This is a genomic window from Pseudoalteromonas sp. ABV4_021, from assembly GCF_056159365.1.
Genome location: NZ_JBSWVB010000001.1, coordinates 529898 through 553585, shown reverse-complemented (window position 1 = coordinate 553585; position 23688 = coordinate 529898). Strand labels below are relative to the sequence as shown.

Annotated in this window: 23 protein-coding genes; 15 read left to right on the top strand and 8 right to left on the bottom strand. The window is 41.2% G+C overall.

Annotation, left to right across the window (positions count from 1 at the left end; all coding sequences use genetic code 11):
• The first annotated feature begins 825 nt into the window (after positions 1 to 825).
• On the top strand, positions 826 to 1299 hold the full coding sequence (locus ACXAFE_RS02575) for a hypothetical protein (RefSeq protein WP_475148125.1): 474 nt from the start codon (positions 826 to 828) through the stop codon (positions 1297 to 1299).
• Between the two features lie 120 nt (positions 1300 to 1419).
• Entirely contained in the window at positions 1420 to 2169 is a 750-nt protein-coding gene (locus ACXAFE_RS02570) for a hypothetical protein (RefSeq protein ID WP_475148123.1), read from the top strand.
• A gap of 516 nt (positions 2170 to 2685) precedes the next feature.
• On the opposite strand, the gene ACXAFE_RS02565 is transcribed toward ACXAFE_RS02570, so the two are convergent.
• From ACXAFE_RS02565 to pdsO, 3 genes are read right to left on the bottom strand one after another with little or no spacing between them, the layout of a single operon-like run.
• Positions 2686 to 3249, bottom strand: a complete 564-nt coding sequence (locus tag ACXAFE_RS02565) for a sortase domain-containing protein (protein WP_475148118.1) — start codon at positions 3247 to 3249, stop codon at positions 2686 to 2688.
• Positions 3249 to 5306 carry a VIT domain-containing protein gene (locus ACXAFE_RS02560; RefSeq protein WP_475148114.1) on the bottom strand — a complete coding sequence of 686 codons (2058 nt, stop codon included), beginning with the start codon at positions 5304 to 5306 and terminating at the stop codon, positions 3249 to 3251. The genes ACXAFE_RS02565 and ACXAFE_RS02560 overlap by 1 nt, the downstream gene beginning before the upstream one ends.
• A gap of 13 nt (positions 5307 to 5319) precedes the next feature.
• Positions 5320 to 6045 (bottom strand): sortase-associated OmpA-like protein PdsO, encoded by a 726-nt coding sequence (pdsO, locus tag ACXAFE_RS02555; RefSeq protein WP_082428631.1) that lies wholly within the window; start codon positions 6043 to 6045, stop codon positions 5320 to 5322.
• Positions 6046 to 6274: 229 nt separating this feature from the next.
• On the opposite strand from pdsO, the gene pdsR reads away from it, so the two are divergent.
• The 4 genes from pdsR (at position 6275) to ACXAFE_RS02535 (ending at position 11428) form a co-directional block, all read left to right on the top strand.
• Positions 6275 to 6964, top strand: a complete 690-nt coding sequence (gene pdsR / locus ACXAFE_RS02550) for a proteobacterial dedicated sortase system response regulator (protein ID WP_105170927.1) — start codon at positions 6275 to 6277, stop codon at positions 6962 to 6964.
• 3 nt (positions 6965 to 6967) lie between these two features.
• The gene (gene pdsS, locus ACXAFE_RS02545) at positions 6968 to 9079 is read left to right on the top strand and encodes a proteobacterial dedicated sortase system histidine kinase (RefSeq protein WP_475148110.1); all 2112 of its coding nucleotides are present in this window, start codon (positions 6968 to 6970) and stop codon (positions 9077 to 9079) included.
• A gap of 133 nt (positions 9080 to 9212) precedes the next feature.
• Positions 9213 to 9509 carry a hypothetical protein gene (locus tag ACXAFE_RS02540; RefSeq protein WP_010560981.1) on the top strand — a complete coding sequence of 99 codons (297 nt, stop codon included), beginning with the start codon at positions 9213 to 9215 and terminating at the stop codon, positions 9507 to 9509.
• A gap of 251 nt (positions 9510 to 9760) precedes the next feature.
• Positions 9761 to 11428, top strand: a complete 1668-nt coding sequence (locus tag ACXAFE_RS02535) for an amidohydrolase (RefSeq protein ID WP_475148106.1) — start codon at positions 9761 to 9763, stop codon at positions 11426 to 11428.
• 65 nt (positions 11429 to 11493) lie between these two features.
• Here the strand turns inward: ACXAFE_RS02535 and ACXAFE_RS02530 are convergent, their stop codons facing one another.
• A complete protein-coding gene (locus tag ACXAFE_RS02530) occupies positions 11494 to 11739 on the bottom strand; it encodes a uroporphyrinogen decarboxylase (RefSeq protein WP_475148103.1) in 246 nt (81 codons plus the stop codon).
• Positions 11740 to 11859: 120 nt separating this feature from the next.
• Here ACXAFE_RS02530 and ACXAFE_RS02525 point away from each other — a divergent pair, with 120 nt between their 5' ends.
• Complete coding sequence (locus ACXAFE_RS02525; RefSeq protein ID WP_475148101.1) at positions 11860 to 12516, top strand: Crp/Fnr family transcriptional regulator; 657 nt, start codon at positions 11860 to 11862, stop codon at positions 12514 to 12516.
• Between the two features lie 64 nt (positions 12517 to 12580).
• Here the strand turns inward: ACXAFE_RS02525 and ACXAFE_RS02520 are convergent, their stop codons facing one another.
• Both ACXAFE_RS02520 and pepB read right to left on the bottom strand, forming a co-directional pair.
• Positions 12581 to 13150: a phosphoribosyltransferase gene (locus ACXAFE_RS02520; RefSeq protein ID WP_054981114.1), complete on the bottom strand. Its 570-nt coding sequence runs from the start codon at positions 13148 to 13150 to the stop codon at positions 12581 to 12583.
• 421 nt (positions 13151 to 13571) lie between these two features.
• A complete protein-coding gene (gene pepB / locus ACXAFE_RS02515; RefSeq protein ID WP_274761576.1) occupies positions 13572 to 14867 on the bottom strand; it encodes an aminopeptidase PepB in 1296 nt (431 codons plus the stop codon).
• Between the two features lie 86 nt (positions 14868 to 14953).
• Here pepB and sfsA point away from each other — a divergent pair, with 86 nt between their 5' ends.
• The 8 genes from sfsA (at position 14954) to ACXAFE_RS02475 (ending at position 21218) form a co-directional block, all read left to right on the top strand.
• Positions 14954 to 15664 (top strand): DNA/RNA nuclease SfsA, encoded by a 711-nt coding sequence (gene sfsA / locus ACXAFE_RS02510; protein WP_475148087.1) that lies wholly within the window; start codon positions 14954 to 14956, stop codon positions 15662 to 15664.
• Between the two features lie 162 nt (positions 15665 to 15826).
• Positions 15827 to 16267: an RNA polymerase-binding protein DksA gene (gene dksA, locus ACXAFE_RS02505; protein WP_054981111.1), complete on the top strand. Its 441-nt coding sequence runs from the start codon at positions 15827 to 15829 to the stop codon at positions 16265 to 16267.
• Between the two features lie 10 nt (positions 16268 to 16277).
• Complete coding sequence (gene gluQRS, locus ACXAFE_RS02500; RefSeq protein ID WP_475148081.1) at positions 16278 to 17204, top strand: tRNA glutamyl-Q(34) synthetase GluQRS; 927 nt, start codon at positions 16278 to 16280, stop codon at positions 17202 to 17204.
• A gap of 164 nt (positions 17205 to 17368) precedes the next feature.
• Positions 17369 to 18742 carry a polynucleotide adenylyltransferase PcnB gene (gene pcnB, locus ACXAFE_RS02495; protein ID WP_475153586.1) on the top strand — a complete coding sequence of 458 codons (1374 nt, stop codon included), beginning with the start codon at positions 17369 to 17371 and terminating at the stop codon, positions 18740 to 18742.
• Positions 18735 to 19238: a 2-amino-4-hydroxy-6-hydroxymethyldihydropteridine diphosphokinase gene (gene folK, locus ACXAFE_RS02490; RefSeq protein ID WP_475148079.1), complete on the top strand. Its 504-nt coding sequence runs from the start codon at positions 18735 to 18737 to the stop codon at positions 19236 to 19238. The genes pcnB and folK overlap by 8 nt, the downstream gene beginning before the upstream one ends.
• A 24-nt stretch (positions 19239 to 19262) precedes the next feature.
• Entirely contained in the window at positions 19263 to 20057 is a 795-nt protein-coding gene (panB, locus tag ACXAFE_RS02485) for a 3-methyl-2-oxobutanoate hydroxymethyltransferase (RefSeq protein ID WP_100912685.1), read from the top strand.
• A 24-nt stretch (positions 20058 to 20081) separates the two neighbouring features.
• Positions 20082 to 20933: a pantoate--beta-alanine ligase gene (gene panC / locus ACXAFE_RS02480; RefSeq protein WP_475148076.1), complete on the top strand. Its 852-nt coding sequence runs from the start codon at positions 20082 to 20084 to the stop codon at positions 20931 to 20933.
• 48 nt (positions 20934 to 20981) lie between these two features.
• The gene (locus tag ACXAFE_RS02475) at positions 20982 to 21218 is read left to right on the top strand and encodes a hypothetical protein (RefSeq protein WP_010560994.1); all 237 of its coding nucleotides are present in this window, start codon (positions 20982 to 20984) and stop codon (positions 21216 to 21218) included.
• Positions 21219 to 21285: 67 nt separating this feature from the next.
• Here ACXAFE_RS02475 and ACXAFE_RS02470 read toward each other — a convergent pair whose 3' ends face one another.
• Complete coding sequence (locus ACXAFE_RS02470; RefSeq protein ID WP_475148073.1) at positions 21286 to 22254, bottom strand: PstS family phosphate ABC transporter substrate-binding protein; 969 nt, start codon at positions 22252 to 22254, stop codon at positions 21286 to 21288.
• 104 nt (positions 22255 to 22358) lie between these two features.
• Positions 22359 to 23681: a phosphate regulon sensor histidine kinase PhoR gene (gene phoR, locus ACXAFE_RS02465; RefSeq protein WP_475148071.1), complete on the bottom strand. Its 1323-nt coding sequence runs from the start codon at positions 23679 to 23681 to the stop codon at positions 22359 to 22361.
• Positions 23682 to 23688 lie beyond the last annotated feature (7 nt).

Genomic DNA, 23688 nt, shown 5'->3' with positions numbered 1-23688 from the left:
AATTTTAGCCTGCTTTTTTGCGCCGGTTAAGCGAGGCGTTAGGTGTCAGGGATGAAACCGATACTACTATCATTTATTTTCATTGTATTATCTGGGTGCTCGTCAGTCACCAAGACTACTATCCATCTCCATTCCAACGGAGTTAGCGAAGCAAAGCTAACTAACCTAAGAGTCAAGTTAGAAAAAAGTGGATACACCGTAGTAATTGGCAATCAAGACTTCTCACATTTCTTAATTACGCCACTCATAGTTGTTCCAAAGAAATCAAGATTCAATATCCCAGAGCTTCAACAACAAATAACTAACATTTTAGGCTCTATCCCAATTGTAAAACAAGGTAACTTTAAGAATCATAAGTATCTGGGTAACCATATTGGTGTGTATGTTCGGGGTGACACTGCCACCTAACAAAAATAAAGTCGTTCCCGTCGGCAACTGAGACGAATAGACGTGAGCTGTTTCGCATTTTAGCCCACGCGCCTGCGATCTTATTTAAAAGTTATGAATGACAGTCTGGGCACAAAACGGAAGTAACCCTCTGAATTTAATTATGTATCTGACAGTAATGAGCGAAAAACGGTCATTAAAAACTATTTTCAGCACTGACTTTATGTCCAGTTGCTATGAGTTTCTCCTATATTCAAGAAAACGACCCATTTGGTCGTTTTTATGCTTTTCATTATTTCTATAATGATTAAAAGTTTATCTGTAGCAATGAGTTAGTGAGTGTGGTAGAAGTGGTACAATGATAAAAGTGACCCGAGGCTCGGTAGAAAAACGACCCAATGGGTCGATATTAAATTGTTATGCGTAATGGGAAAGTTTGTGAAAATTTTAGGAAAGATAGTAACAGGCATATTTTGTATTTATCTCTTTTCATGCTTCTTTCATTCAATTTCATATAGCAATAACGCCTATATTTTATTCTTTGTTTTTACACCTATCATAACCAGCATTTTTTTCTTGTTTTGGAAAAAAGCAGAACACCACCCTATAAGAAAAAAAGATCTACCAATCGTAGTCGGAATGATTTTGCCAAGTTTTACGTTTTTTAGCTGGCTTATTGTCAACTCTATATTTGTTAGCTTTATAAATTTTGATTTATTAGCTTACGAAACATCTCAAGTTGAAATTGATGTCGCAGGCAAATCTTGTTCAAACATACAAGGTCAAGTAAATTGCTACTTAACAATTGGTAGTGAGAGGTACTATCTACCAATTGAACGTTTGCAAAATGTTCAACTAGGTAAAGCTGTTATAACAACAAAAGAGTATTGGTTAGGTGTGAAAGTAGAGTAAATTACGCATAACAAGCCAAGTCAACGGGACAATTTTAAGCTGGCTCCCGTCGCTTCGCTCCTAATTTTAGCCAGCTCAAAGTTGCCCCTGCTTGGGGCGTTAGGCATACAAGGAGTTTCAATGCCAGATAAAATCCCATGCAAACAATGTAGCGCGTTAGTCTTGCCTAGTACAGCAGACAAAAATGAAGGCTTGTGTATGCCTTGCAAAAAAGGCACTAGGAAAAATATTGATATACAGAAAAAACAAAGAGAAACTAAGGAAAATTTCAATATAAAAATTTATGACTTACTCAAGAGTAATGGTTTGGTATCAATAAATAACCCAGAGCAAATAACGTTTGAGTGTGAAGTTTCAGATCTTTTAAAAAAACTAATTCCTGAAAGAATTGTTGAACTACATTCTATTGAAACTGGATTTCGAGATGAGGATGAACATGGCGTTGAATATGAGGAGTTTTTTTATCAAATAGCAAAAGCTTCAAATAATGCAATAGTTATAGAAAGCATTAACACCATAAGCCCAACGCCTTCTGAAGGTGACGAAGTGGAAATGATGGATATACGGCTTATTGTAAAATCAAATAAGGGGCGTCATAAGTTTAAATTTAGAAGTTATTACGAATCTATTGTGTTCTATAAGATTTTAAGTTGGTCTAAAAAGGTTTTAGCAAGTGATGTTATGTTTTTAGGAGATGAGGATTTCTCTGTATATTGTTTACCGAAAGAAATTATTGATCAATTAGAAGCTTGTGGAGTAAAAACAGTAAGTCCGAGACAATGTATTGGAAATATTTATTTGCTCAATAAATTTGAGTTATTTTTTGACTCTATTTCTAATATATTTGAAAAGTTAAAAAAGAGTACATAATAAACACATAATTTTATAAAACGTGTATGTCTAACAAAACAATCAAAACGAAAAAAACTAACTTGCTTTGTCAGAACGCTAGATTTCTCCGCTTATCGTAAGCATCACGAATGACAGTTGTTGGCACTAAGCAGTCTTTAGAAGCAGGTATATCGATTCACTCCATACCCATTAATCAAACCTGAAAGCAGAATTTAAATGAATAATGCGAGACAGGGAGCGAAGCGGTCGAGCAAGCCATGCTGAGGCATGGATGCCGATTCATGGCGTTTATGTTCACATTTAAAATGTGTTTGAAGAGTCAGTTTGATTTTTGGGGCGCCGAGGGATTCCAAAGGGAGGCCGGCGTTAGCCTCCCTTTGGCTGCCGTCGCCAGCGCGACAAATATGCGTTCTAATTTGCATTACTGCTAATAATTAGCTTCCCCGTCAAAGCTCTGAGATCCTGAAACAAGTTCAGTGGGACAGTATTTTGCACCTTGGCTTTCCGCTGTCTTTATGTCGCATGTCGCAAAATCTAAATCACTGGCTCTGCCACTACCACCACTCTCCCCTCTGGCACTAAATCCAAACTATTGCGTCGCTCACAGGTGATCAGCACCAAATACCCTTCTAGCCCTAACAACCAATTAGAATCACGGTAATCCACATGCATTTTATTCACTATTTTATAGTGTTGCGGGGCTTTACCTTGTGCTTGATAACTAATTTGCTCTCCCAGCTGTAACGCTTTAACAAAGCTAAAGTGGGTGTCGTTATGTGCGGCCACTAAAATATTGTTACTTGGGTGATGCCAAATACCGGGGGCAAATGCAAGGTTACGGTTACTCGCCTCATTAAGCACGATTTGTGAAATGCTTTTGCTTTTTATAATGAGTTCGCCAACTGGATAACCATCGGCGTAGTACCATGCTTTTTGCTTATGATTGGCATCCGCTTTATTTTCTTGCCATGCTTGCCACAGTAGAAACTGAGCAAGCTGCGCTTTGCCATACACATAGCTTGATTTAAATACTAAAACTAAACCTAGCATGGCAATACAAAGCGCCAACAGGCGTAACAGTTTACGCCTACTTCTCATTATTCTGAGTCCTCTTTTTGTCCCCAAATAGCTAATAAAAAACCGCCAATTAGCAATAAAATACCTAACCAAAGCAAGCGGTCGTTATTGCCAGATGTTTGAGGCATTGCACTACCTTGCGGCAGCATATTTGGCGCCTCGAATGATTTATCGGCAACATCGCCAAAGTATTCTTCCACCGCGATAAAGGCTGTGTATGGCGTTAATAAGCCATGGCGAATGCCAAGCTTTGTGATTTCAGCTTTATCTTGTACTAAATCTAACGTGTTAATGTGCTCTTTAGCGTAAGCGCGGGCGATGCCTTTTGCTGCAATCGCATTTTCAAGCGAAACCCGTTTTAAGAACTTACCATTTACTCCGTCACCTGCGATCTGCACCGCTTGAGCCGATTGCGCTAATTTAAAGTAAGCCACCAACGGCGATGAAAAATACAGATCAGCCGTTGGTAAGCTATCAACTAGTGGTAAGCCCATATCATTTAATACACGAATATTTTGAAGTGCCGGGTTACTCAGCTTGTCGCTTAACAGCGCAACTTCGCTCGCGATATTTTCAAGGTTATTAATAAACAAGGTTTCACCTTTGCCATGCTTAGCTAATAAGCGCATTAAATGGCTATTCGGTGCACTACCAATACCTATGGTAAACAGCTTACTATCGGCACGGCGATTTTTTACTAAGCCCTTAACCGATTCGGCATCGGCGACCGCACCATCGGTTAACAGCACCACTTGGCGTACTCGCGTTTCATCAAATTGACCGTCAAAACTGGCTGCTAGTGCACTATTAATTTCGGTGCCACCGTCAGCTTCTAGCCCTGCAACAAAACGTTTAGCCGCTTGCAGCTGTGAGTACGTTGCCGCAACAGCTTCTGGTTTAAACAATTCAACTTGATGATCAAATGCCACAATATTAAAGAGATCATCTGTACCGAGTTTTTCCAACGCTAAAATTAGTGCCTGTTTTGCTTGTTCCATTGATGTTCCCGCCATAGAACCCGAGGTATCTATTACAAACACCAATTCACGGGGTAAACTGTGCGACACAAAATCCGATTTAGGCGGCATCATCATCACTTTGTAAAATGACTCACCATTAATATTTTCATGAAATACTTGCGTGGTAATTTGCTCATTTAAAAGCGGCACAAATTTAATATCAAAGTCGCGATTTGCCACTAAGCTTTGTGGCGCAGGAATAAGTTGATACTGTGTATTTCCGGTTTGCACGACCGACAACATATGGCTTGGGCTGGTGATGCTATCGAGTTCAAAACCTAAGTTCACATCAAAATTGATAGTAATCTTGTTGTTTACATTGAAACTGGTTAACACAGTGTTTTGCAAAAAATCGAGAGTTGGCGCCTCCTCGGCCATCAATGAGTTGGTTTGAAAACTGCTTTGCGAACGCGTTTGAAAATGGCTAATCGGGTCATTTTCATCAAGGTCAAGATTATTGAAATAGCGCGGTGCAACCACTGTCGGTAAGCGCAAGCTAAACACTTCATCTTGATAGGTTAATGGAAATTGAAAACTCAGCTTAACAGCAACTTCTTGCCCAGGCTCAATATTAGCAACCTTGGTTTTAAATACATTGGCGCTTTGGTTTTTAACTAATGCGGCTTTATGACCTTGTTGCTGAGCTTTTTTATAAATCACCTCAGCCTGTTGTTTTTCTTTAATTTCACCAATAATTTTGCGGTTATCAAGCATCATTTCCATGGCAAACACCGCGCTACTTTCAGGCAATGGAAACTGGTAACTGCCATTTAGCGTTTCTAATGCTGGGTTTTGATAGACCTGTTTTAATTCAACGAACGCCAGCATGCCTTTTACTTGAATATCAAGGTGGGTCGATTTAAGCACACTTTGCTCAACTTCTTGCCCCGCTTGATTAGTTAGAATAAGCCCTTGCGCCGACACTTTCGCGCTAAACAAAATGGCCGAGGCAAGCCAAGCAACAAAAAGAATGGCAAGGTTGATGAAAAGGCGCATATGCGCGCCTTTTCGTTTACCTTGTTGTTCTTTTTCACCTCCTGTTGTGTGTTTTGGTAACATTACTAGCCCCTCTCTAGTATTGGTTGTTAGCGGTTTGAGATTGCTCTTTAAGTCGTGCATGCACTGTTACACGGCGGTCAAATACGTTGCTTTCGAAGCTGTCTTCTGCATTTTGTTTGGCGATACTTTGGCTTTCACCAAAGCCATGAGTGCTTAAGCGGTTATGGTCAACACCTTGTTTAATTAAAAATGCGGCTACGTTGTCGGCACGTTTAGTTGATAGTGCTAAATTGTTTTCATCATCACCGCGTTGGTCAGCAAAACCATTCAGGTCGAGATAAATTTCTGGCTGCTGTTTCATCACTTCAGCAAGCTCAATCAATTGCTCAGCAAAGTGTGGTTCAATTTCTGATGAACCCGAGCGGAACTGCACCGACATTGCTAGTAAGTTATCGATTCGCTGCTGCGCAATATGCTCAAGTTGTGATTCAAGTTGCTGTTTTGAGGCAACCAGTTCTTGGTAATCTGAAGTTTTGTGTTGTAGTGCAACAATGGTTTGTTGCTGCTTTGATATTTCGGCTTGCTGCTCTTTAATATCAACTTTATCGCCTTCTATCTTGCCGATAAAAATACCTACAATACCGCCTGCTACCGCGCCAACCGGGCCGCCGATTAACGCACCTACCGTTGCGCCAGCACCAAAGCCAATTAGCGGCTCTTTTTCAAAGTCTTGCTCTTTGGCCATTGCTGGGTTGCTAAGTGCTAATGCGATAACTGAAACTAAAAGTGCCTTTTTCATAATATTCTCCAAGAATGTTTTAATTTTTTTAAATACGTTGTTTTGTGTTGATGCTGCTGCACCGTTTGCGTTGGAGTAATTAAAACAAGCTGATCTGGCAATTTTTGGTTTGAAAAAAGGCAATGCGATGAGCAATTGTGGCAAAAAAATGGCAATTGCTCCGATTCTCTATTTTTTGCTCATTTTTTAGGTATAGTGGCGGCTATCAGTACGCAATTAACCGTAATCAATGAAAAAAATCGCCATCATAGAAGATCAAGACGCCATTCGTGAAAACTATATTGATATGCTAGAAAGCCAAGGCTATTTAGTAAAAGGCTATGCTGATCGCATCAGCGCACAAGACGAGTTATTAGCAAATCTGCCAGATTTAGCGATTATTGATATTGGCCTAGGTGATGAAATAGATGGCGGCTTTATGTTGTGCCAAGCATTGCGTGCAAAAAGCCAAACCTTACCGATTATTTTTTTAACAGCCCGCGATAACGAAATCGATACGGTATCGGGTTTGCGCATGGGCGCTGATGACTACCTTACAAAAGACATCAGCCTTGCCCATTTAGCCGCGCGTATTTCTGCAATTTTTCGTCGCCAGTTGGCGCTCAATACTCCCCAGCAACAAGCACAACTTATTGAACGCGGCGAACTAGTGATAGACCCTGAGCGCATGCAAGTCACTTGGCAAGGCGTTACTATTGATTTAACCGTGACAGAATATTGGTTAGTGCATGCCCTTGCTATTCGCCCCGGTCATGTTAAACAGCGTAACGATTTAATGAATGAGGCAAAAATTTACGTTGATGACAGCACCATCACTTCACATATTAAGCGTATTCGTAAAAAGTTCTTAAAAATTGATGACGCATTTGATCATATCGATACCGTGTATGGCATGGGTTACCGCTGGGAGGCAAAATAAGCCATGAGAATTGGTCTGCGCACTAAAGTTGTTGTTCTTTCAAGCTTTTTGTTATTACTGCCATGGCTTGGTCATCAGTATGTGGCTGAAATGGAAAACTTTTTACGCTTAGGGCAAGAAAAAAACTTAGTTGCCACCAGCCGCGCTTTGGCAACCGCCCTACACGACAGACCAAAACTATTCGATAGCCAAGCGAGCTTTTTAGAATCGGTTGAAAAAGGCCGCGATCTTTACGCGTACAATATTGTAGGACCCATTCAACTTGACGGTAAACTGCAAGATTGGCAGCCCTATTTGCCCCTTGTTTGGCATTATGGCGACGCCTACTTAACGCAAGATAACGCAATGCATAGCGATGAAGACATCTCGTTTAAGCATATGGTCGGCAAATACAAAGATTACCTTTACGCGCAATTTAGCGTAACCGACGACAATGTTGTTATGCGTGGTAGAAACACCATCAGCTTAGAGCGTAACGATCACTTAAAAATTGCCTTTACTAATCTCGAAGGTGAAGTGAAAACCTATTTAATTTCAACCAAACAAGCAGGTTGGGTTAACGCCTTTGACGCCGAAACAAAAATGCCGTTTACGCAAATTCAAGGTTACTTTCGTTTAACTAAGCAAGGCTACAATATTGAACTGCGCCTGCCATTAACGCTTCTCGGTAATAAATTGGGCTTTGCAATTTTAGATAAAGACCAAGGCGAGGAAAAATTAGCAGAAATCGCCACTTCAAATCTCAATGAGCAACAGAGCTTAGGCTCGATTTTAGTGCCCTCACCAGAAATTGAAGAAATAATTAAAGGCATGGCACGTGCGGGCAGCCGCGTATTTGTAGTCGACCAACACCGCCGTGTTTTAGCCGATGCCGGTAATATAAAAAGCGCCGATGGCGGCTGGGGCGACACCATTAAAAAGCGTAAACCATCGCGTTGGGAACAATTTGAAGAAGAATACCTGCACCCTATTTACTATAAAATTCTCACTCGCCCTGCAACCGAATTTACCGATATTACCCGTGATGTAGCCGCGCTTGATGGCAGCCATATCAATGCAGCACTTGATGGCCACGCAAAATCAACATGGCGCTTAACCCCCGATCAAAAAGCGGTGATCCTCTCTGCGGCCTACCCTATTTGGATTGACGACCAGGTAATGGGCGCAGTAATTGCTGAAGAAACCACAAATGGCATTCGCGAAATAAGAAACAAAGCGTTTGAAAAGCTGTTTAATGTGATTTTAGCCATTATGCTCATTGGTACGTTGAGCTTATTTTTATTCGCATCCATTATCTCAACACGTATTAGGCGCTTACGCGACGCCGCTGAAAAAGCCATTGATGCACAAGGGCGTGTTACAGGCAAAATTGACAAACAATTTTCGAGCGATGAAATTGGTGACTTGTCACGCAGCTTTGCTAGTATCGTAAATCGCCTTGGCGGCTACACTCATTACTTAGAAAACATGAGCTCGCGTTTATCGCACGAGCTACGCACGCCGGTAGCTGTCGTGCGCTCGTCTCTTGAAAGCCTTGAGCTACAAAATACTCACGAACCCAGTCAAAAATATATTGCTCGCGCAAAAGAAGGGGTGGCGCGTTTAAACAAAATACTCACCACCATGAGTGAAGCAACACGCCTAGAGCACGCCATTGAAAATAGCCAAAAAGAACAATTTAACTTAAGCGAAGTAATAAATGGCTGTATGCAAGGCTATAACCTTGCCTACCCGAATAAACACTTCAACTTAGCCCTTAGCGATGAAGCTTTTGCACTTAATGGGGTGCCTGAATTTATTGCACAGCTACTCGACAAGCTAATAAGCAATGCGGTCGACTTTGCCGAGAAAGAGACAAGTATTGAAGTGAACTATCACATCACGAGTGGTAAAGCGCAATTTAGTATTTTTAACGCAGGTCCGCAATTGCCGCCTGATATGGCCAATCATATATTCGACTCTATGGTATCAGTACGTGAATCAAGCAAACAAAAAGAGCCGCATTTAGGGTTAGGTTTATATATGGCGCGTTTAATTTGTGACTTCCACGGCGCAACCATTACAGCTACCAATAAAAACCAAGGCGTTGAGTTTTTAGTAACGTTTAAGGGGTGATTTTAAGACCGTTAACCCGCTAATTATTAAAAATAAGTTGGTTACCTTACCGATATTTTTGAAAATAATTTCTCAAGTTTTTATTGCGATAAACGATATAAAGTTATTGTATTAGTTGTGAAGTAGATATGTAATGCAAACCGATTCAAACAATAACTTAAACCTAGCCTCTTTAAATAGCGCTATTATCGTTGAACAAGAGCTTTGGCAAGCCGTATGTATTAACTGCTATGACCTTGTTGCTAAAGGTGTTGCTAGTTGTACAAACTCGCTTAACTACATCATTGAAACGGCATTAAAGCTGGCGCAACAACTTAATTTACCCGCTGTACTTTGGACAACCAACTGCGAAAACGAGCAAAAATTGGCATCGTTATTAGTTGCTATTAACGCCCAAATTAAAACACCACAACAGTTATTAAACCGATAACCCTCGACTGTGTGACCTTCAACAGTCACACTTAATTTAACGCCCGTTCAAGCGGTTCGTGGCGTTAAATTCTTTTCACAACATCAACATTTTTTAGTGCATGCGATTTAGCGAAATTACGAGCTGACTATAGTTAGAAACACGCTTAAATTACCGCAAGCATGCTCTCCAAATTTGTAATCTCAATCTTAGGTTATTTATTTGTTTTAACTTTGTTATTCTCAATACACACACTTTGCGTGAGAATAACAATGACAACAAAAAAACAATTACAACGTGCCCTGCTAGCAGTAAGTGTCAGCTTAGCTAGCTTTACGCCATTTGCCTTTGCTGATTACACCATTTTTCACAATGCAAAAGGCTACACGTTAAAGCAAAATAAAGGCGTTCACGAATTTTCTACTTTAGTTATTAAAGACGGGAAAGTCGTCGCAACAGGCGATAAATCAATTATTTCAACTTATAGCCCTGCTGAAAAAATCGATGTAGAAGGTAAAACATTATTACCTGGCCTAATCGATGCGCACGGCCACATTATTGGTCTTGGTAAAAACCAAAGTCAGCTTGATTTACGCAGTAGTAGCTCACTGAAAGATGCGCTAAAGAATATAGAAGATTATGCTAACCAAACCGACGGTTGGGTGATTGGCCGCGGTTGGAATCAAGAAAACTGGCCTAGTAAGGCATTTCCTACTGCCAAAGATCTCGATGCGATAGTGAACGACAGACCGGTTGCACTCACGCGAGTTGATGGTCATGCCCTTTGGGTAAACTCAAAAGCACTCGAAATTGCGGGTATTAATAAAGATACACAAGCGCCTAGCGGCGGTGAAATTATTCGTTTAGATAACGGCGAGCCTTCAGGCATTTTGATTGATAATGCAGAGCCACTTGTTTATCAACATATGCCAAGCGTTGATAAGACCGAAGTAAATAAACGCCTTGATGCCGCAGGTGAACATTTGCTGAGTTTAGGTATTACCTCAGCACATGATGCTGGCATTGATAACTTAACCTACCAAGTTTATTTAGAACGCGCAGCTAACAACACCTTACCTATTCGCATTTATGCCATGTTAAGTGCAACAGATAGCGAGTTAACTAAACAACTTGCCGCTGGCAAAAAGTTTGATGATAACGACATGTTGGCGATCCGCAGTATAAAAGTGTACTCGGATGGTGCGTTAGGTAGTCGTGGGGCTGCGTTACTTGAAGACTATCAAGACCGTATTGGCCACAAAGGCTTAATGCTAATGAGCAAAGATGAGTTAGAAAACGTATTTACTCAGGCTTTTAAAGCTGGGTTTAGCGTTAATACGCATGCCATTGGTGATAGAGCAAATCGTGTGGTACTCGACACTTATGAAAAAGTTTACGCTAAAAGTGGCGGTAAACTACTTAGAAATCGCATGGAGCATGCGCAAATTGTTGAGCCAAGTGACATTAAACGCTTTAAACAACTTGCTATTATTCCTTCAATGCAACCGGTACATGCCACATCTGATATGCATATGGCGGAAGATCGCCTTGGTAAAACGCGCTTAACGGGCGCTTACGCATGGCAAACATTTTTAAAGCAAGGGTCGCGCGTTGCGGCGGGTTCAGATTTTCCAGTTGAGTTAGCAAATGCGTTTCATGGTTTATACGCTGCTGTTTCACGCCAAGATAAGGACGGCGCACCAAAAGGTGGTTGGCTTGCCGAGGAAAAATTAACGCGCGAGCAAGCGCTACGTGCGTTTACTTTAGATGCGGCCTATGCGGCTCACCAAGAATTTAAAATTGGTAGTTTAGAAAAAGGTAAGTGGGCAGATTTTATAATTGTGGATACTAATTATTTTAAAGTGCCACTGAGCGACATTTACCACACCCAAGTTGAACAAACCTGGCTGGCGGGTGAGTTAAAATACCAACAAAAGTAAGTACAAAGAGTGTTTAGAATTCAGAGTCTTGATACTGCGCTCTGAATTCTAAATATTGAAGCTTTTTAGCTGTCAGCTTTAGTATCAGCTGTCGGTGATTTTTTCTTTGCTAATTTAAATAAGTGGTAAATATTTACGAAGGAAAGTAAGCCATTGGTAAAGGCGACCGGCCAAGCTGAAATAGCCAAACCATACAAGGTAAAACAAATACAGCCAGCTAAATTAAACCAACGTAATTTAGTAACATCTTCCATCATTAACGAAGCAACGAGCAATGCTGATGCACAATAACCTAAATATTCCCAAACCATTGTATCGCTCCGATTCTAATTATTACCAATTTGCTGTAAGCTAAACGGTCCGATAGAATAGCTGAAGGACAATTGTCCAACAGCAAACGCTAATTACTTGTACTCAACAAGCGAGACTATATGTTCGATTACCACTTTTCAAAAACTCTAGTTGATGAGTTACTGTCGTACGCAGGCAACAGCTATACCTTAAAAAAAGGTAAGTTACTTGCCGAGCAAGGCAAACCATTAAGTAAATTAATTTTAGTACGTAGTGGTACAATTTCATTTAGTTATGACGTAGGTAACGGTAGGCGCTTATTGCTAGGACAACTTGACTGCCACAATACCTTAGTGGGTGAAGTTGAAGCGCTTAATGACAGACCCTGTATTTATTCTATGACCTGTCAAAGTGAAGTAACCTATAACTTAATTGAGTTAAAGTACTGGCGTGAGTTATTACAAGAAAAGCCAGAATTAGCGCTCTACACCGCAAAAAGCATTGCTGAAAAGTTTATTGAGAACCAACAAATAAACTTAAACAAGCTGCTGCTACCACTTAGCTTTAATATAGCGAAAGACTGCTTAGCCCGTTTCCAAGATGAAACCGTAACCATGTTAAAACCTTACCCTAAAGTAAGTGCTGAAGCAGAGCGTTTTGCCACAACAGAACGTGCTTATCGCCGCGTGGTAAGTGATTTAGTAGAACAAGGCTTAGTGCAGCGCACAGAGCAAGGCTTAAAGCCACTTGATGAAGATAAACTCGAAGACTTTATTGATAGTTTTGCGAGTCGTTAAACTATTCTTGCAATAACAAAAAAGGTCGCAATTGCGACCTTTTTTAATGCTATTTATTTAGCGATTACTTTTTATCAATAAATAAATGGCTAATTTCTTTTAAATCAGTTTTGCCATTTGCGATTTCATCTGGTGTTAAACCTGAAAGCTCATGTGGGAAAACTAACCACTCGTCTGAATCATGAATATAGTAATCAGGTTCAATCGGTGTTTTATTATTTTTTGGCTTATAGTAAGGGCAAGCCACGCGAATATCTTGTGGTAAGTTTAAGCGCATTAATTCTTTTAACTTTTCTTTTAGTGCAAAAATACTACGACCTGAATCAAATACATCATCAACAATTAATAAGCTGTCAGACGCGTTAGCGTTTTCAATAATGTAGTGCAAACCGTGTACTTTAATATCTTTCGATTGCTTACCAATACCGTAATAAGACGATGTACGTACCGCAATGTGATCTGTGTCTACACCTTTAAAGTCATAGTATTCTTGTACAGCAATACCGATTGGTGCACCACCACGCCAAATGCCCACAATATAGTCAGGACGAAAGCCATCATCAAAAACCTGTGCTGCGAGTTTAAATGAGTCTTGCAAAAGCTGCTCGGCGGTAATAAAAACCTTATCTGACATGATGTGCTCCTGAGATTATTGGGGTATAAAAAAGGTGTGCATAATAGCTTATATTTAACGAAATAGCTTGCTTTATATCAAAATAGCATGTCTTAAGCCTTTTAAAATATATAACAAACTGTTAGGTTAAATATTAAGCTTTCAAAAAAGAGCTTTTGAAAATACACATAAAAAAAACGTATGGAAATATTTGTGGTAAATTTAACCAAAAATCATACTTTAGGGATGAAGCAAATAAACAGAGGTACCCAATATGTGGTGGATATTTGCTTTCATGCTGCTTGGTCTTTACGTTGCATTAACCCTTGTTAGGTTTAATGATAAAACACCAAGTGAGAAAGAGCTTCGAAAATTAAACTTTGAAAAGCATTAATTAAAAAGCCTGCAACTGCAGGCTTTTTTAATGTATTACCGAAGCCGATTATGCTTTTTCAAGTAATGTGCGTGCAACAGTACGCATACCCCAAGTTGTCGCACCTGCAGCCCACTGGCTACCAGCTGAATTTTGGAAACTTGCTGCTAAGTCAATATGCACCCAGCCTTTACCTTCATTTGGCACGAAACGAGATAAGAAACCAGCGGCATTCGATGCACCGCCAAAACCACCGCCTTTCTGCGCACGGCTGTTTGCTGTATCTGCGTATGGTGATGGACAGTTAAACTGGTGGAACTTCTCAAGAGGTAATGCCCATGCAGCTTCAAACTCGTCGCTAGCAAAGTTTTCAACTTCACGTACTAGCTCTTTATCTAAACCAAATAACGCATTGTATTCTTGACCTACCGCCATAAGCGCTGCACCAGTTAAGGTTGCCGCATCAATAATTAATGGCGCGCCAGTTTCGCCAGCTGCCATTAGGCCGTCAGCAAGTACTAAGCGACCTTCCGCGTCAGTATTTACGATTTCTACAGTAGTACCATTTTTGTACGTCAGAATATCACCTAACTTGTATGCATTACCTGATATTAGGTTCTCTGCACAACATAGGAATAACTTAACGCGCACATCTAAACCACGGCTAATTGCCAGAGCAAGGCCAGAGGTAACCGTAGCCGCACCACCCATATCACACTTCATGGTTAACATGCCTTCACTTGGCTTAATTGAGTAACCACCTGAATCGAATGTAATACCTTTACCTACAAGCGCAGCTGCTACTGGTGCATTCTCATCACCTGTTGGGTTGTAATCGAGTGTAAGTAATACTGGCGGGCGCTCACTACCACGGCCTACAGCGTGAATACCAATCCACTGTTGCTCTAACAATGCATCGCCTTTAATAATGTCGTAGCTTACGTGCTCTGGCGCCATTGAACCGATAAATTCAGCCGCCTTTTCAGCAAGGCTTTCTGGATAAACATCTTCTGCAGTACCGTTAATCATCTGACGCTGCCAAATTGCTGCGCGCTTTAACGCCGCTAATTCATCAAGTGATGATTGGCTGTTTTCTGCAAATGTAACTGCATCAAGGTTTTTAGCTGTCACAAAGCCTTGATAAAGCGCCCACTGACTTTCTGTACACCAAGTGTCACCTTCTAAAACGATTGCTTTAATGCCCTGATTAGCAAGAGCACGACCTGCCTTTTGTACGTTTTTAAGGGTTTCTTCTTGCTGTAAATGAACGGTTGCACCGTCATTAGAAAAAGAGAGTAAGGCTTTTTCACCCCAATGCGCCGCTGCGGCATCTTGAGATAACTGAACTTTGAACAGATCTGACATATTTTTTTCTCTCGTGTGTTCACATAATTGCGTGGCCCCAGTGTACACTAGTCACATACATAGCCCAATAATTTGCGATTAAAGCCATGCAATTTCAATCAAAGCTGCAACAAGCCAAGCTTATAAAACGATACAAACGTTTTTTAGTCGATATCGAAACCAGCCAAGGAGAAATAACCATTCACTGCGCTAACACCGGGCGTATGACTGGCTGTGCCGATTTTGGCTTTACTGCGTATTATTCCACGTCTGGTAATGCCAAGCGTAAATACCCTCATTCGCTTGAACTGACACAAAACCTAGCGGGAGATCTAATCTGCGTTAATACCAGCATGGCCAACCATGTGGTTGCCGAGGCGATAGCTAAGCAACAAATTCCTGAACTATTAAATTACGATACCCTAAAACAAGAAGTGAAATATGGTGATGAAAACAGTCGCATTGATATTTTATTGAGTGATGCCGAAAAGCCAGCGTGTTATATCGAGGTAAAATCTGTCACCTTGTTAGAAGAAAACGGTAAAGGTTACTTTCCCGATGCGGTCACCGCCCGAGGCAGCAAACATTTGCGCGAATTAGTGACAATGAAGCAACAAGGCCACCGTGCGGTATTATTCTTTTTAATTCAACACACTGGCATTAAGTCTGTGGCACCTGCTGATCATATTGACGCCAATTATGCAATTGAAATTAAAAAAGCATTAGCAGCAGGGGTTGAAATTTTGTGTTATCGCACCAACATAAGCTCGGAACAAATTGTAATAGATAAAACCATTCCCTTTGTCGCACCACAGTGAATAGTTAACGAGTTCAAACGTTTTACCGCATAAATTATTGTTAATTAGGCTTGTCTAAATTTTTTAATTGGTAAAAATTAATTGCACTTAATTTTTTATTCTGCTATTTATAGCCGCCGACTTTTATTGGGACTCTATTCATAGAAGAATTAGGAGACAGTTATGCCATCACAAAATAATTTGAGTTTACTGGCTCAAGCAGGCCTAGCGCCTTATACAGAAAAACCTGGCGAAGAATACATGAGTGACGCACAACTTGCGCACTTTAAAACCATTCTCGAGACATGGCGTAACAACTTACGTGAAGAAGTAGACCGCACCATGAACCATATGCAGGATGAAGCAGCAAACTTCCCTGATCCAGTTGACCGTGCAGCACAAGAAGAAGAGTTTGCATTAGAATTACGCACCCGTGACCGCGAACGTAAGCTAATTAAAAAGATTGAGAAAACATTACAACTAATCGAAGAAGAAGATTTTGGCTATTGTGTTACTTGTGGCATCGAAATCGGTATTCGTCGCTTAGAAGCTCGTCCAACAGCTGATCAATGTATTGATTGTAAAACACTTTCTGAAATCAAAGAAAAACAATCAGGCCGTTAATTTGGCTTAAATGTTGGCAAACACATCTGATTTTGGGGCATACCGTGGCCGGTTTGCCCCCTCTCCTTCTGGGCCCCTGCACTTTGGCTCTCTTGTAGCCGCGCTCGGCAGTTATCTTGACGCCAAAGCACTTAACGGTAGTTGGCTTGTTCGTATTGAAGACATCGATACGCCACGCGTAGTCAGCGGTAGCGACACTCTTATACTTAAAACGCTTGAAAACTACGGCCTATATTGGGACGAATCAGTTCGCTATCAAAGCGCTTGTTTAGCGCATTATCAAACAGTACTTGAACAACTAATCAGTAAAGACTTAGTTTATGCCTGCCAATGCACGCGTAAACAAATTAAGCAACATGGCGGGTTTTACAATGGCCATTGCCGTGACTTACAGCTTACATTTGATAGCCAAGCGCTGAGACTAAAACAAACCATACCAACCTATCAATTTAGCGATCTTTTTAAAGGCGAAATCAACGTTGAACCTGTGTTTTCAGAAGAAGACTACATTATTAAACGCCGTGATGGCTTATTTGCCTATCAACTGGTCGTAGTGTTAGACGACATCGCACAAAATATTTCTCATATTGTGCGCGGTGCTGATTTACTGTTCCCTACCGTGCGACAAATCAGTTTATTTAAGCAACTAGGCGCACCAGTGCCACAATTTGGTCACCTTCCATTAGCTGTAGCAGAGCCTGGATTTAAGTTATCAAAACAAAACTACGCAGCGGCGATTGATATGGATAAACCACAGCAAACGCTTGTTGCTGCGCTTAAATTTCTCGGCATCGACGCTAATGAAACACTGTTAGATACCAGTGTCGATGAAATTATTCAATGGGCAATAACGGCATGGCAACGAAAAAACGTGCCTGCCAATGATGAAATTCAGCTTATTACTAACGAAACCAGCTTTACCTTCAAGCCGCTTTAAATTAGCGCAATCTTTACACTAAATTATGGCTAAATATCAGCCCACACAAGCGTGCTAACCATGGCATTAACTGGGTGATTAGTATATTATTACGCGGTTAATTTTCCCTGTATGAATTCTGGAGCCGTCCCATTATTTCTAAGCTTGTAAAAATCTGTCGAGGTATTTTATCTGGATCAGAACAAGGTCAACAGCCGCAAAGCGTTGCGAGTTTTTCTAAACCGCTTGTCGTTACCCGAGAAAATCATGTGGTATCGCGTAAACAACTTAGCCCAAATGCCTTAAAAGTACTGTATCGTCTTAAAGATGCTGGCTACGACGCCTATTTAGTTGGCGGCTGTATTCGCGATATTTTACTTGGCCTTGAACCGAAAGACTTTGATGTAGTTACCAATGCTACACCCGAGCAGATTAAAAAGCAGTTTCGCAATTGCCGTTTAATCGGCCGCCGTTTTCGTTTAGCGCATATTATGTTTGGCCGAGAGATCATTGAAGTGGCGACCATGCGAGGCCACCATAGTGATGAAGAACAGGGCGAAAAAAATAAAAGCCAAGCAAGTGAGCAAGGACAATTACTGCGTGACAACGTATACGGCAGCATCGACGAAGATGCAGAGCGCCGTGACTTTTCAATAAACGCGCTGTACTACTCGATTAACGATTTCAGTATTCATGATTTTGCCGGTGGTATGGAAGCGATTAAAAATCGCCGTATCGAACTGATTGGCGATCCTGAAACGCGCTACCGTGAAGATCCGGTACGTATGCTACGAGCGGTACGCTTTGCAACAAAACTGGATATGACCATTGCGCCAGCGACAGAGAAACCGATGTTTCAGCTGGCGTCGCTACTTGGTAATATTCCAGCAGCCCGTTTATTTGAAGAAATGCTAAAGCTATTCTTAAACGGCAAAGCAGAAGCTAACTTCCACTTACTGCGTCAGTACGGTTTATTTACTTACCTATTTCCTGCACTTGATAAATTACTGAACAAGCACCCAGACGGCACTGAATATCAGCTTGTTACGCAAGTATTGAAAAATACCGACAAACGCATTAACGCAGGTAAAAAAGTAACACCGGCCTATTTAATTGCGGCATTTTTGTGGTACCCGCTGCAAAGCTTATCTAACCGCATTACAGCGCAAGGTGAAACACCATTTAATGCATTTAATATGGCAATGAATCAAATTTTGTCTGAAAGTGCAAAGTCGCTTGCAGTGCCAAAACGCTTCACCATCGGTGCCCGTGAGATTTGGCAATTACAACACCGCTTTGATAAACGTGGCGGTCAACGCGCATTCCGATTAACGCAGCAACCGCGTTTTCGTGCCGCAAAAGATTTCTTTTGTTTACGCGCGCAGTTTGAGCCTGAACTAACAGAGCTTGCAAAATGGTGGGATAACTACACAGAGCAAGATGCGGGCAGTCAAAAACGTATGGTAAGCGATTTAAATAAAGGCGCTAAAAGTGGTGGCAACTACCGTCGCCGCAGACCACGCAAAGCAAAAAGTAATAACGCAAAACGCCATGACTAATCACGTAAATTCTTTGATTTATTTAGGCTTAGGGGCTAATTTAAATGCCCCGTTGGAACAACTACGAAATGCCACACAGGCATTAGCTGCACACCCAAATATAACCCTAATTGCGAGCTCTTCACTTTATGGCAGTAAGCCCATGGGACCGCAAGACCAACCTGACTATGTCAATTCAGTTGTTGCCATTGATACAGCACTATCGCCGCTTGAACTGCTTGATATTACACAACAAATCGAGCTCGATTTTGGTCGCGTACGCAAAGCCGATCGCTGGGGACCACGCACGCTCGACATCGACATTATTTTATTCAAAAACCAACAACTTGATAATGAACGCCTAACTGTGCCACATTACGGCATGAAAGTGCGTGAGTTTGTTCTTTATCCAATGCATGAAATTGCACCGGACCTTGCACTACCCTGTGGTACAGACCTAGCAGAATTAATAAAAACAATAGATAAAAATGGCTTGAGCATTATTGCAGCAAGTTAATAACGGCAAGAAATCGAGGGATTTATGGCTAAAATTACCGTTTCAAAACTAAAAAAAATGAAACAAGAAGGCGAGAAGATTGCCGCTTTAACCGCATATGATGCAAGCTTCTCAGGCCTCTTCGAAGAACAAGGTGTTCACGTTTTATTAGTAGGCGACTCTATGGGCATGGTGCTGCAAGGTGGCAACGACACCTTGGCGGTAACTAATCAAGATATTGCCTACCACACGCGCTGTGTGCGCGCAGGCGCTAAAGATACCTTTGTCATCGCTGATTTACCCTTTATGACCTATTCGAACCCAGCCGATGCGTGTAACAACGCGGCTGAGCTTATGCGTGCTGGGGCAAATATGGTTAAACTTGAAGGCGGTGAATGGCTTTACCCTGCAATTGAGTTGTTAACGCAACAAGGCATTCCTGTGTGTGGTCATTTAGGATTAACACCACAGTCGGTTCATGTGTTTGGTGGTTTTAAGATTCAAGGTCGCACTAACGAAGCCGCAGAGAAAATGATTAACGACGCCAAAGCGCTTGAAGCCGCAGGCGCACAATTGTTAGTACTGGAATGTATTCCTTCAGAACTCGCTAAAGCCATTACCGACGCTATTTCAATTCCAACGATTGGTATTGGCGCAGGCAAAGAAACCGATGGTCAAATTCTAGTTATGCATGACCTTGTTGGTATTTCTGCGGGCTATATCCCTAAATTTTCAAAGAACTTTTTACTGGAAACTGGCAACATGCCAGCAGCAGTTAAAAAGTACATCGATGATGTGCAAAGTGGTCAATTCCCTGGCCCTGAGCATGAATTCAATTAATTTAAGTGTTAAGTAGTTACTTTTATGCAATCGGTTTCTAACGTTTCTCAATTACGCAGTAAAATCAAAAGCTGGAAACAGCAAGGCCTAACAGTGGCATTTGTGCCGACAATGGGCAACCTGCATGCTGGTCATTTTTCACTGGTTGATAAAGCTAAACAAATCGCCGATAAAGTGGTTGTGAGCATTTTTGTTAACCCAATGCAATTTGGCAAAAATGAAGATCTCGACAAGTACCCGCGTACTTTACAAAACGATCAAAATGGCCTGATTGAGCACGGTGCTGATTTACTATTTACACCAACTGTTGAAACCATCTACCCTAAAGGGCTAGACGCACAAAGTTATATCGATGTGCCTGGAGTCTCTGAAGGCCACTGTGGTGCCAGCCGCCCTGGTCACTTTCGTGGCGTAGCAACCATTGTTAATAAACTCTTTAACCTTGTTCAACCTGATATAGCCTGTTTTGGCGAAAAAGATTTTCAACAACTGGCGGTTATTAGAACCATGGTTGAAGACTTATCAATGCCGATTGAAATTATTGGCGTTGCAACCAAGCGTGAAGACTCGGGCCTTGCAATGAGCTCGCGTAATGGCTATTTATCGGATGATGAAAAACAACAAGCAAGTGCGCTATACCAGATTATGCTTAACGCTGAAACAGCGATTAAAGCAAACGAGTTAAGCTTAGATGAGATTACAGAGCAAGCTCAGTTAGCGATTGAAAAGCACGACTTTACACTTGATTACTTTAATATTTGTAATGCAAAAACCTTACAATTAGCCACTAAGGATGATACTAATTTAGTTATTCTTGTTGCTGCATTTTTGTCAAATGTACGCTTAATTGATAACTTACAAGTAACTACAGCCTAGAACCAAGCAGTTCTATACTCAATTCAAAAATAATAAGGATTAAGGATAATGAAACAGTTAATCACTATCGCGTTAGTAGGTTTGTTGGCTGCATGTAGCTCTCAAAACTTAACACAAGAGCAAAAAGAAGGGCTTAATCGCTGTGCACAGCAAAACTTTCAGTGCGAATCTTCTTGTAGTAATTCAAGCTTAAACGAAAGCATGACCAACGGCGTATGTATGCGTAAATGTGTTGACGAACACAATGCCTGTAAAGCACAAGTTGGCCCTGAATTTATTAACTAAAAATATATAATTTTAAATACAAAAAAGCCGCTAATTAGCGGCTTTTTTTATGACTTAAGCGGTTAGCTTATAGAAGACCTAGCTTCTTAAGTTCTTTGTTAGCCATACCTGAAGAAAGTGGTACGTAACCGTCTTTTTCAACGATTTTTTGACCATCTTTAGAAAGTACCATCTTAAGGAACTCAGCTTCGATTGGTGAAAGTGGCTTGTTAGGGTGCTTGTTCACATAAACGTATAGGAAACGAGATAGCGGGTATTTACCAGTTGCTACGTTTTCTAACGTTGCATCAACGTAGTTAGTACCTTTCTTAGCTAGTGGAACAGTACGAACACCTGATGTTTTGTAACCAATACCTGAGTAACCAATCGCATTTAATGAAGATGAGATTGACTGTACTACTGATGCAGAACCTGGTTGCTCATTTACGTTGTTTTTGAAGTCACCTTTACACAGTGCTTTTTTCTTGAAGTAACCATAAGTACCAGATACTGAGTTACGACCGTATAATTGGATGTCTTTACCAGCCCAAGAACCTTCTAAGCCTACATCGCTCCAACGTGTCGCTTCTTTATCTGCACCACACTTACGTGTTGATGAGAATACAGAATCCACTTCTTTAATTGTTAAGCCTTTAACTGGGTTATCTTTGTGTACAAATACAGCTAGCGCATCGATAGCAACACGTACTTCAGTTGGCTTATAACCGAATTTCTTTTCAAACGCTTCGATTTCTTTCGACTTCATCTTACGGCTCATTGGACCGAAGTTTGATGTACCTTCAGTTAGTGCCGGTGGCGCAGTTGATGAACCAGCAGCTTGAATTTGAATATTTACGTTAGGGTACTGGCGCTTATATTCTTCTGCCCAAAAGGTCATCATGTTTGCTAATGTGTCTGAGCCTGTAGACGAGAAATTACCAGAAATACCTGTAGTTTTTTCATAATCTGTTAATTTGTTATCTACTGCAATCGCGTTACCAGCAAGCATTGCTGTAACAGTTAGGCCCATAGTAGCCACTAAGTTTTTAAGTTTCATTGGGTAACTCCAATTGATTATCCCGTTTTGATGATGCGACTATTTTTAGCCTTTTCCATGACATTAAAATGACTAAAATATGACAAATTTATTAACACACTAATTTATTCAGATTCAACTTCTAACACTTTGTTTTTTATACGTTCGTTAGAAAAAGAAAAACTAAATATTGAACCTTCGCCCAATTTTGATGAAATATTTAAGTGAGAATCATGACGACTTAACACATGTTTAGTGATCGCCAAACCTAAACCCGAGCCACCAGTATCGCGAGAACGAGCCTGATCAACACGGTAAAAGCGTTCAGTTAATCGATGAATATGCTCACCAGCAATACCATCGCCGTTGTCTTCTACACGGAACTCTGCGCCCTTATCGGTTTTGTGCCAACTAATGTTTATTTCACCATGAGCTGGGGTGTAACGAACGGCATTAAATACTAAATTTGAAAAGGCGCTGCGCAGCTCTTGCTCTTTACCAATTAAATTTAATGACTCGTCCATATCCAGCACAATTGTGTGTTGTTTCTCTTGGTTTAATTGTTCGGCCTCGCGGTAAATCGCGGTGAGCATATCCGCGACATCTACCTCTTCCTCGAAGTCTGGCTTATCAGAATTTTCGATGCGTGCCAGTGCAAGTAATTGTTCTACTAAGCTTGCCATACGCTTACATTGGTCCAGCATAGTTTGCTGCGCTTTGCCCCACATTGAAGGTGGCGGCGCCATATCTGGATCAAACATCTCGAGATAGCCCGACATCACTGTTAGCGGCGTTCGCAACTCATGCGACACATTAGCAATAAAATCTCGGCGCATTTCTTCAAGTTGTTTGATTAACGTCACATCGCGCACCACCATCATTAGCTGTGATGCAGCGTAAGGCGTTACCCTCACTTCTAACACACTGTGCGGATCAATCGGTGACTGCAGCTCTAATGGCTCAAGGTATTCTTTAGCGCGCATGTATTTAATAAAATCTGGACGACGAATTAGGTTATCAAGTCGCTGACCATGATCGAGCGGCCACTGTAACCCTAATAAAGCGATCGATTCTTTGTTACACCAAACGATCGCCAGATCATCTTGCAATACTAATACGCCATCAGGAACGGCTTCTGCACCTTCACGAAAACGACGAATAACATCAGCAAGCTCATTACGTTTTCTACGATTGCGCTGTTGCAGGCGATAAATGCCTTCAAATACCTGCTCCCAAACACCCTCACCTTCTGGTGGGTAGTATTTGCGTTGTTCTGTAAGCCAATCGCTTAATCTAAATAGCTGACGATAATTCCACACTAATAGTGAAAATGTACCTAGCCATAAAAGTAAAAAAGGAGCCCCTAACAGGACTCCTATTAACGTAAGCGGAATAAAGTAAACAAAAAGGCGTTTAACTAATTCCCGCTTACTCACAATTCGCAGCATAGACTTC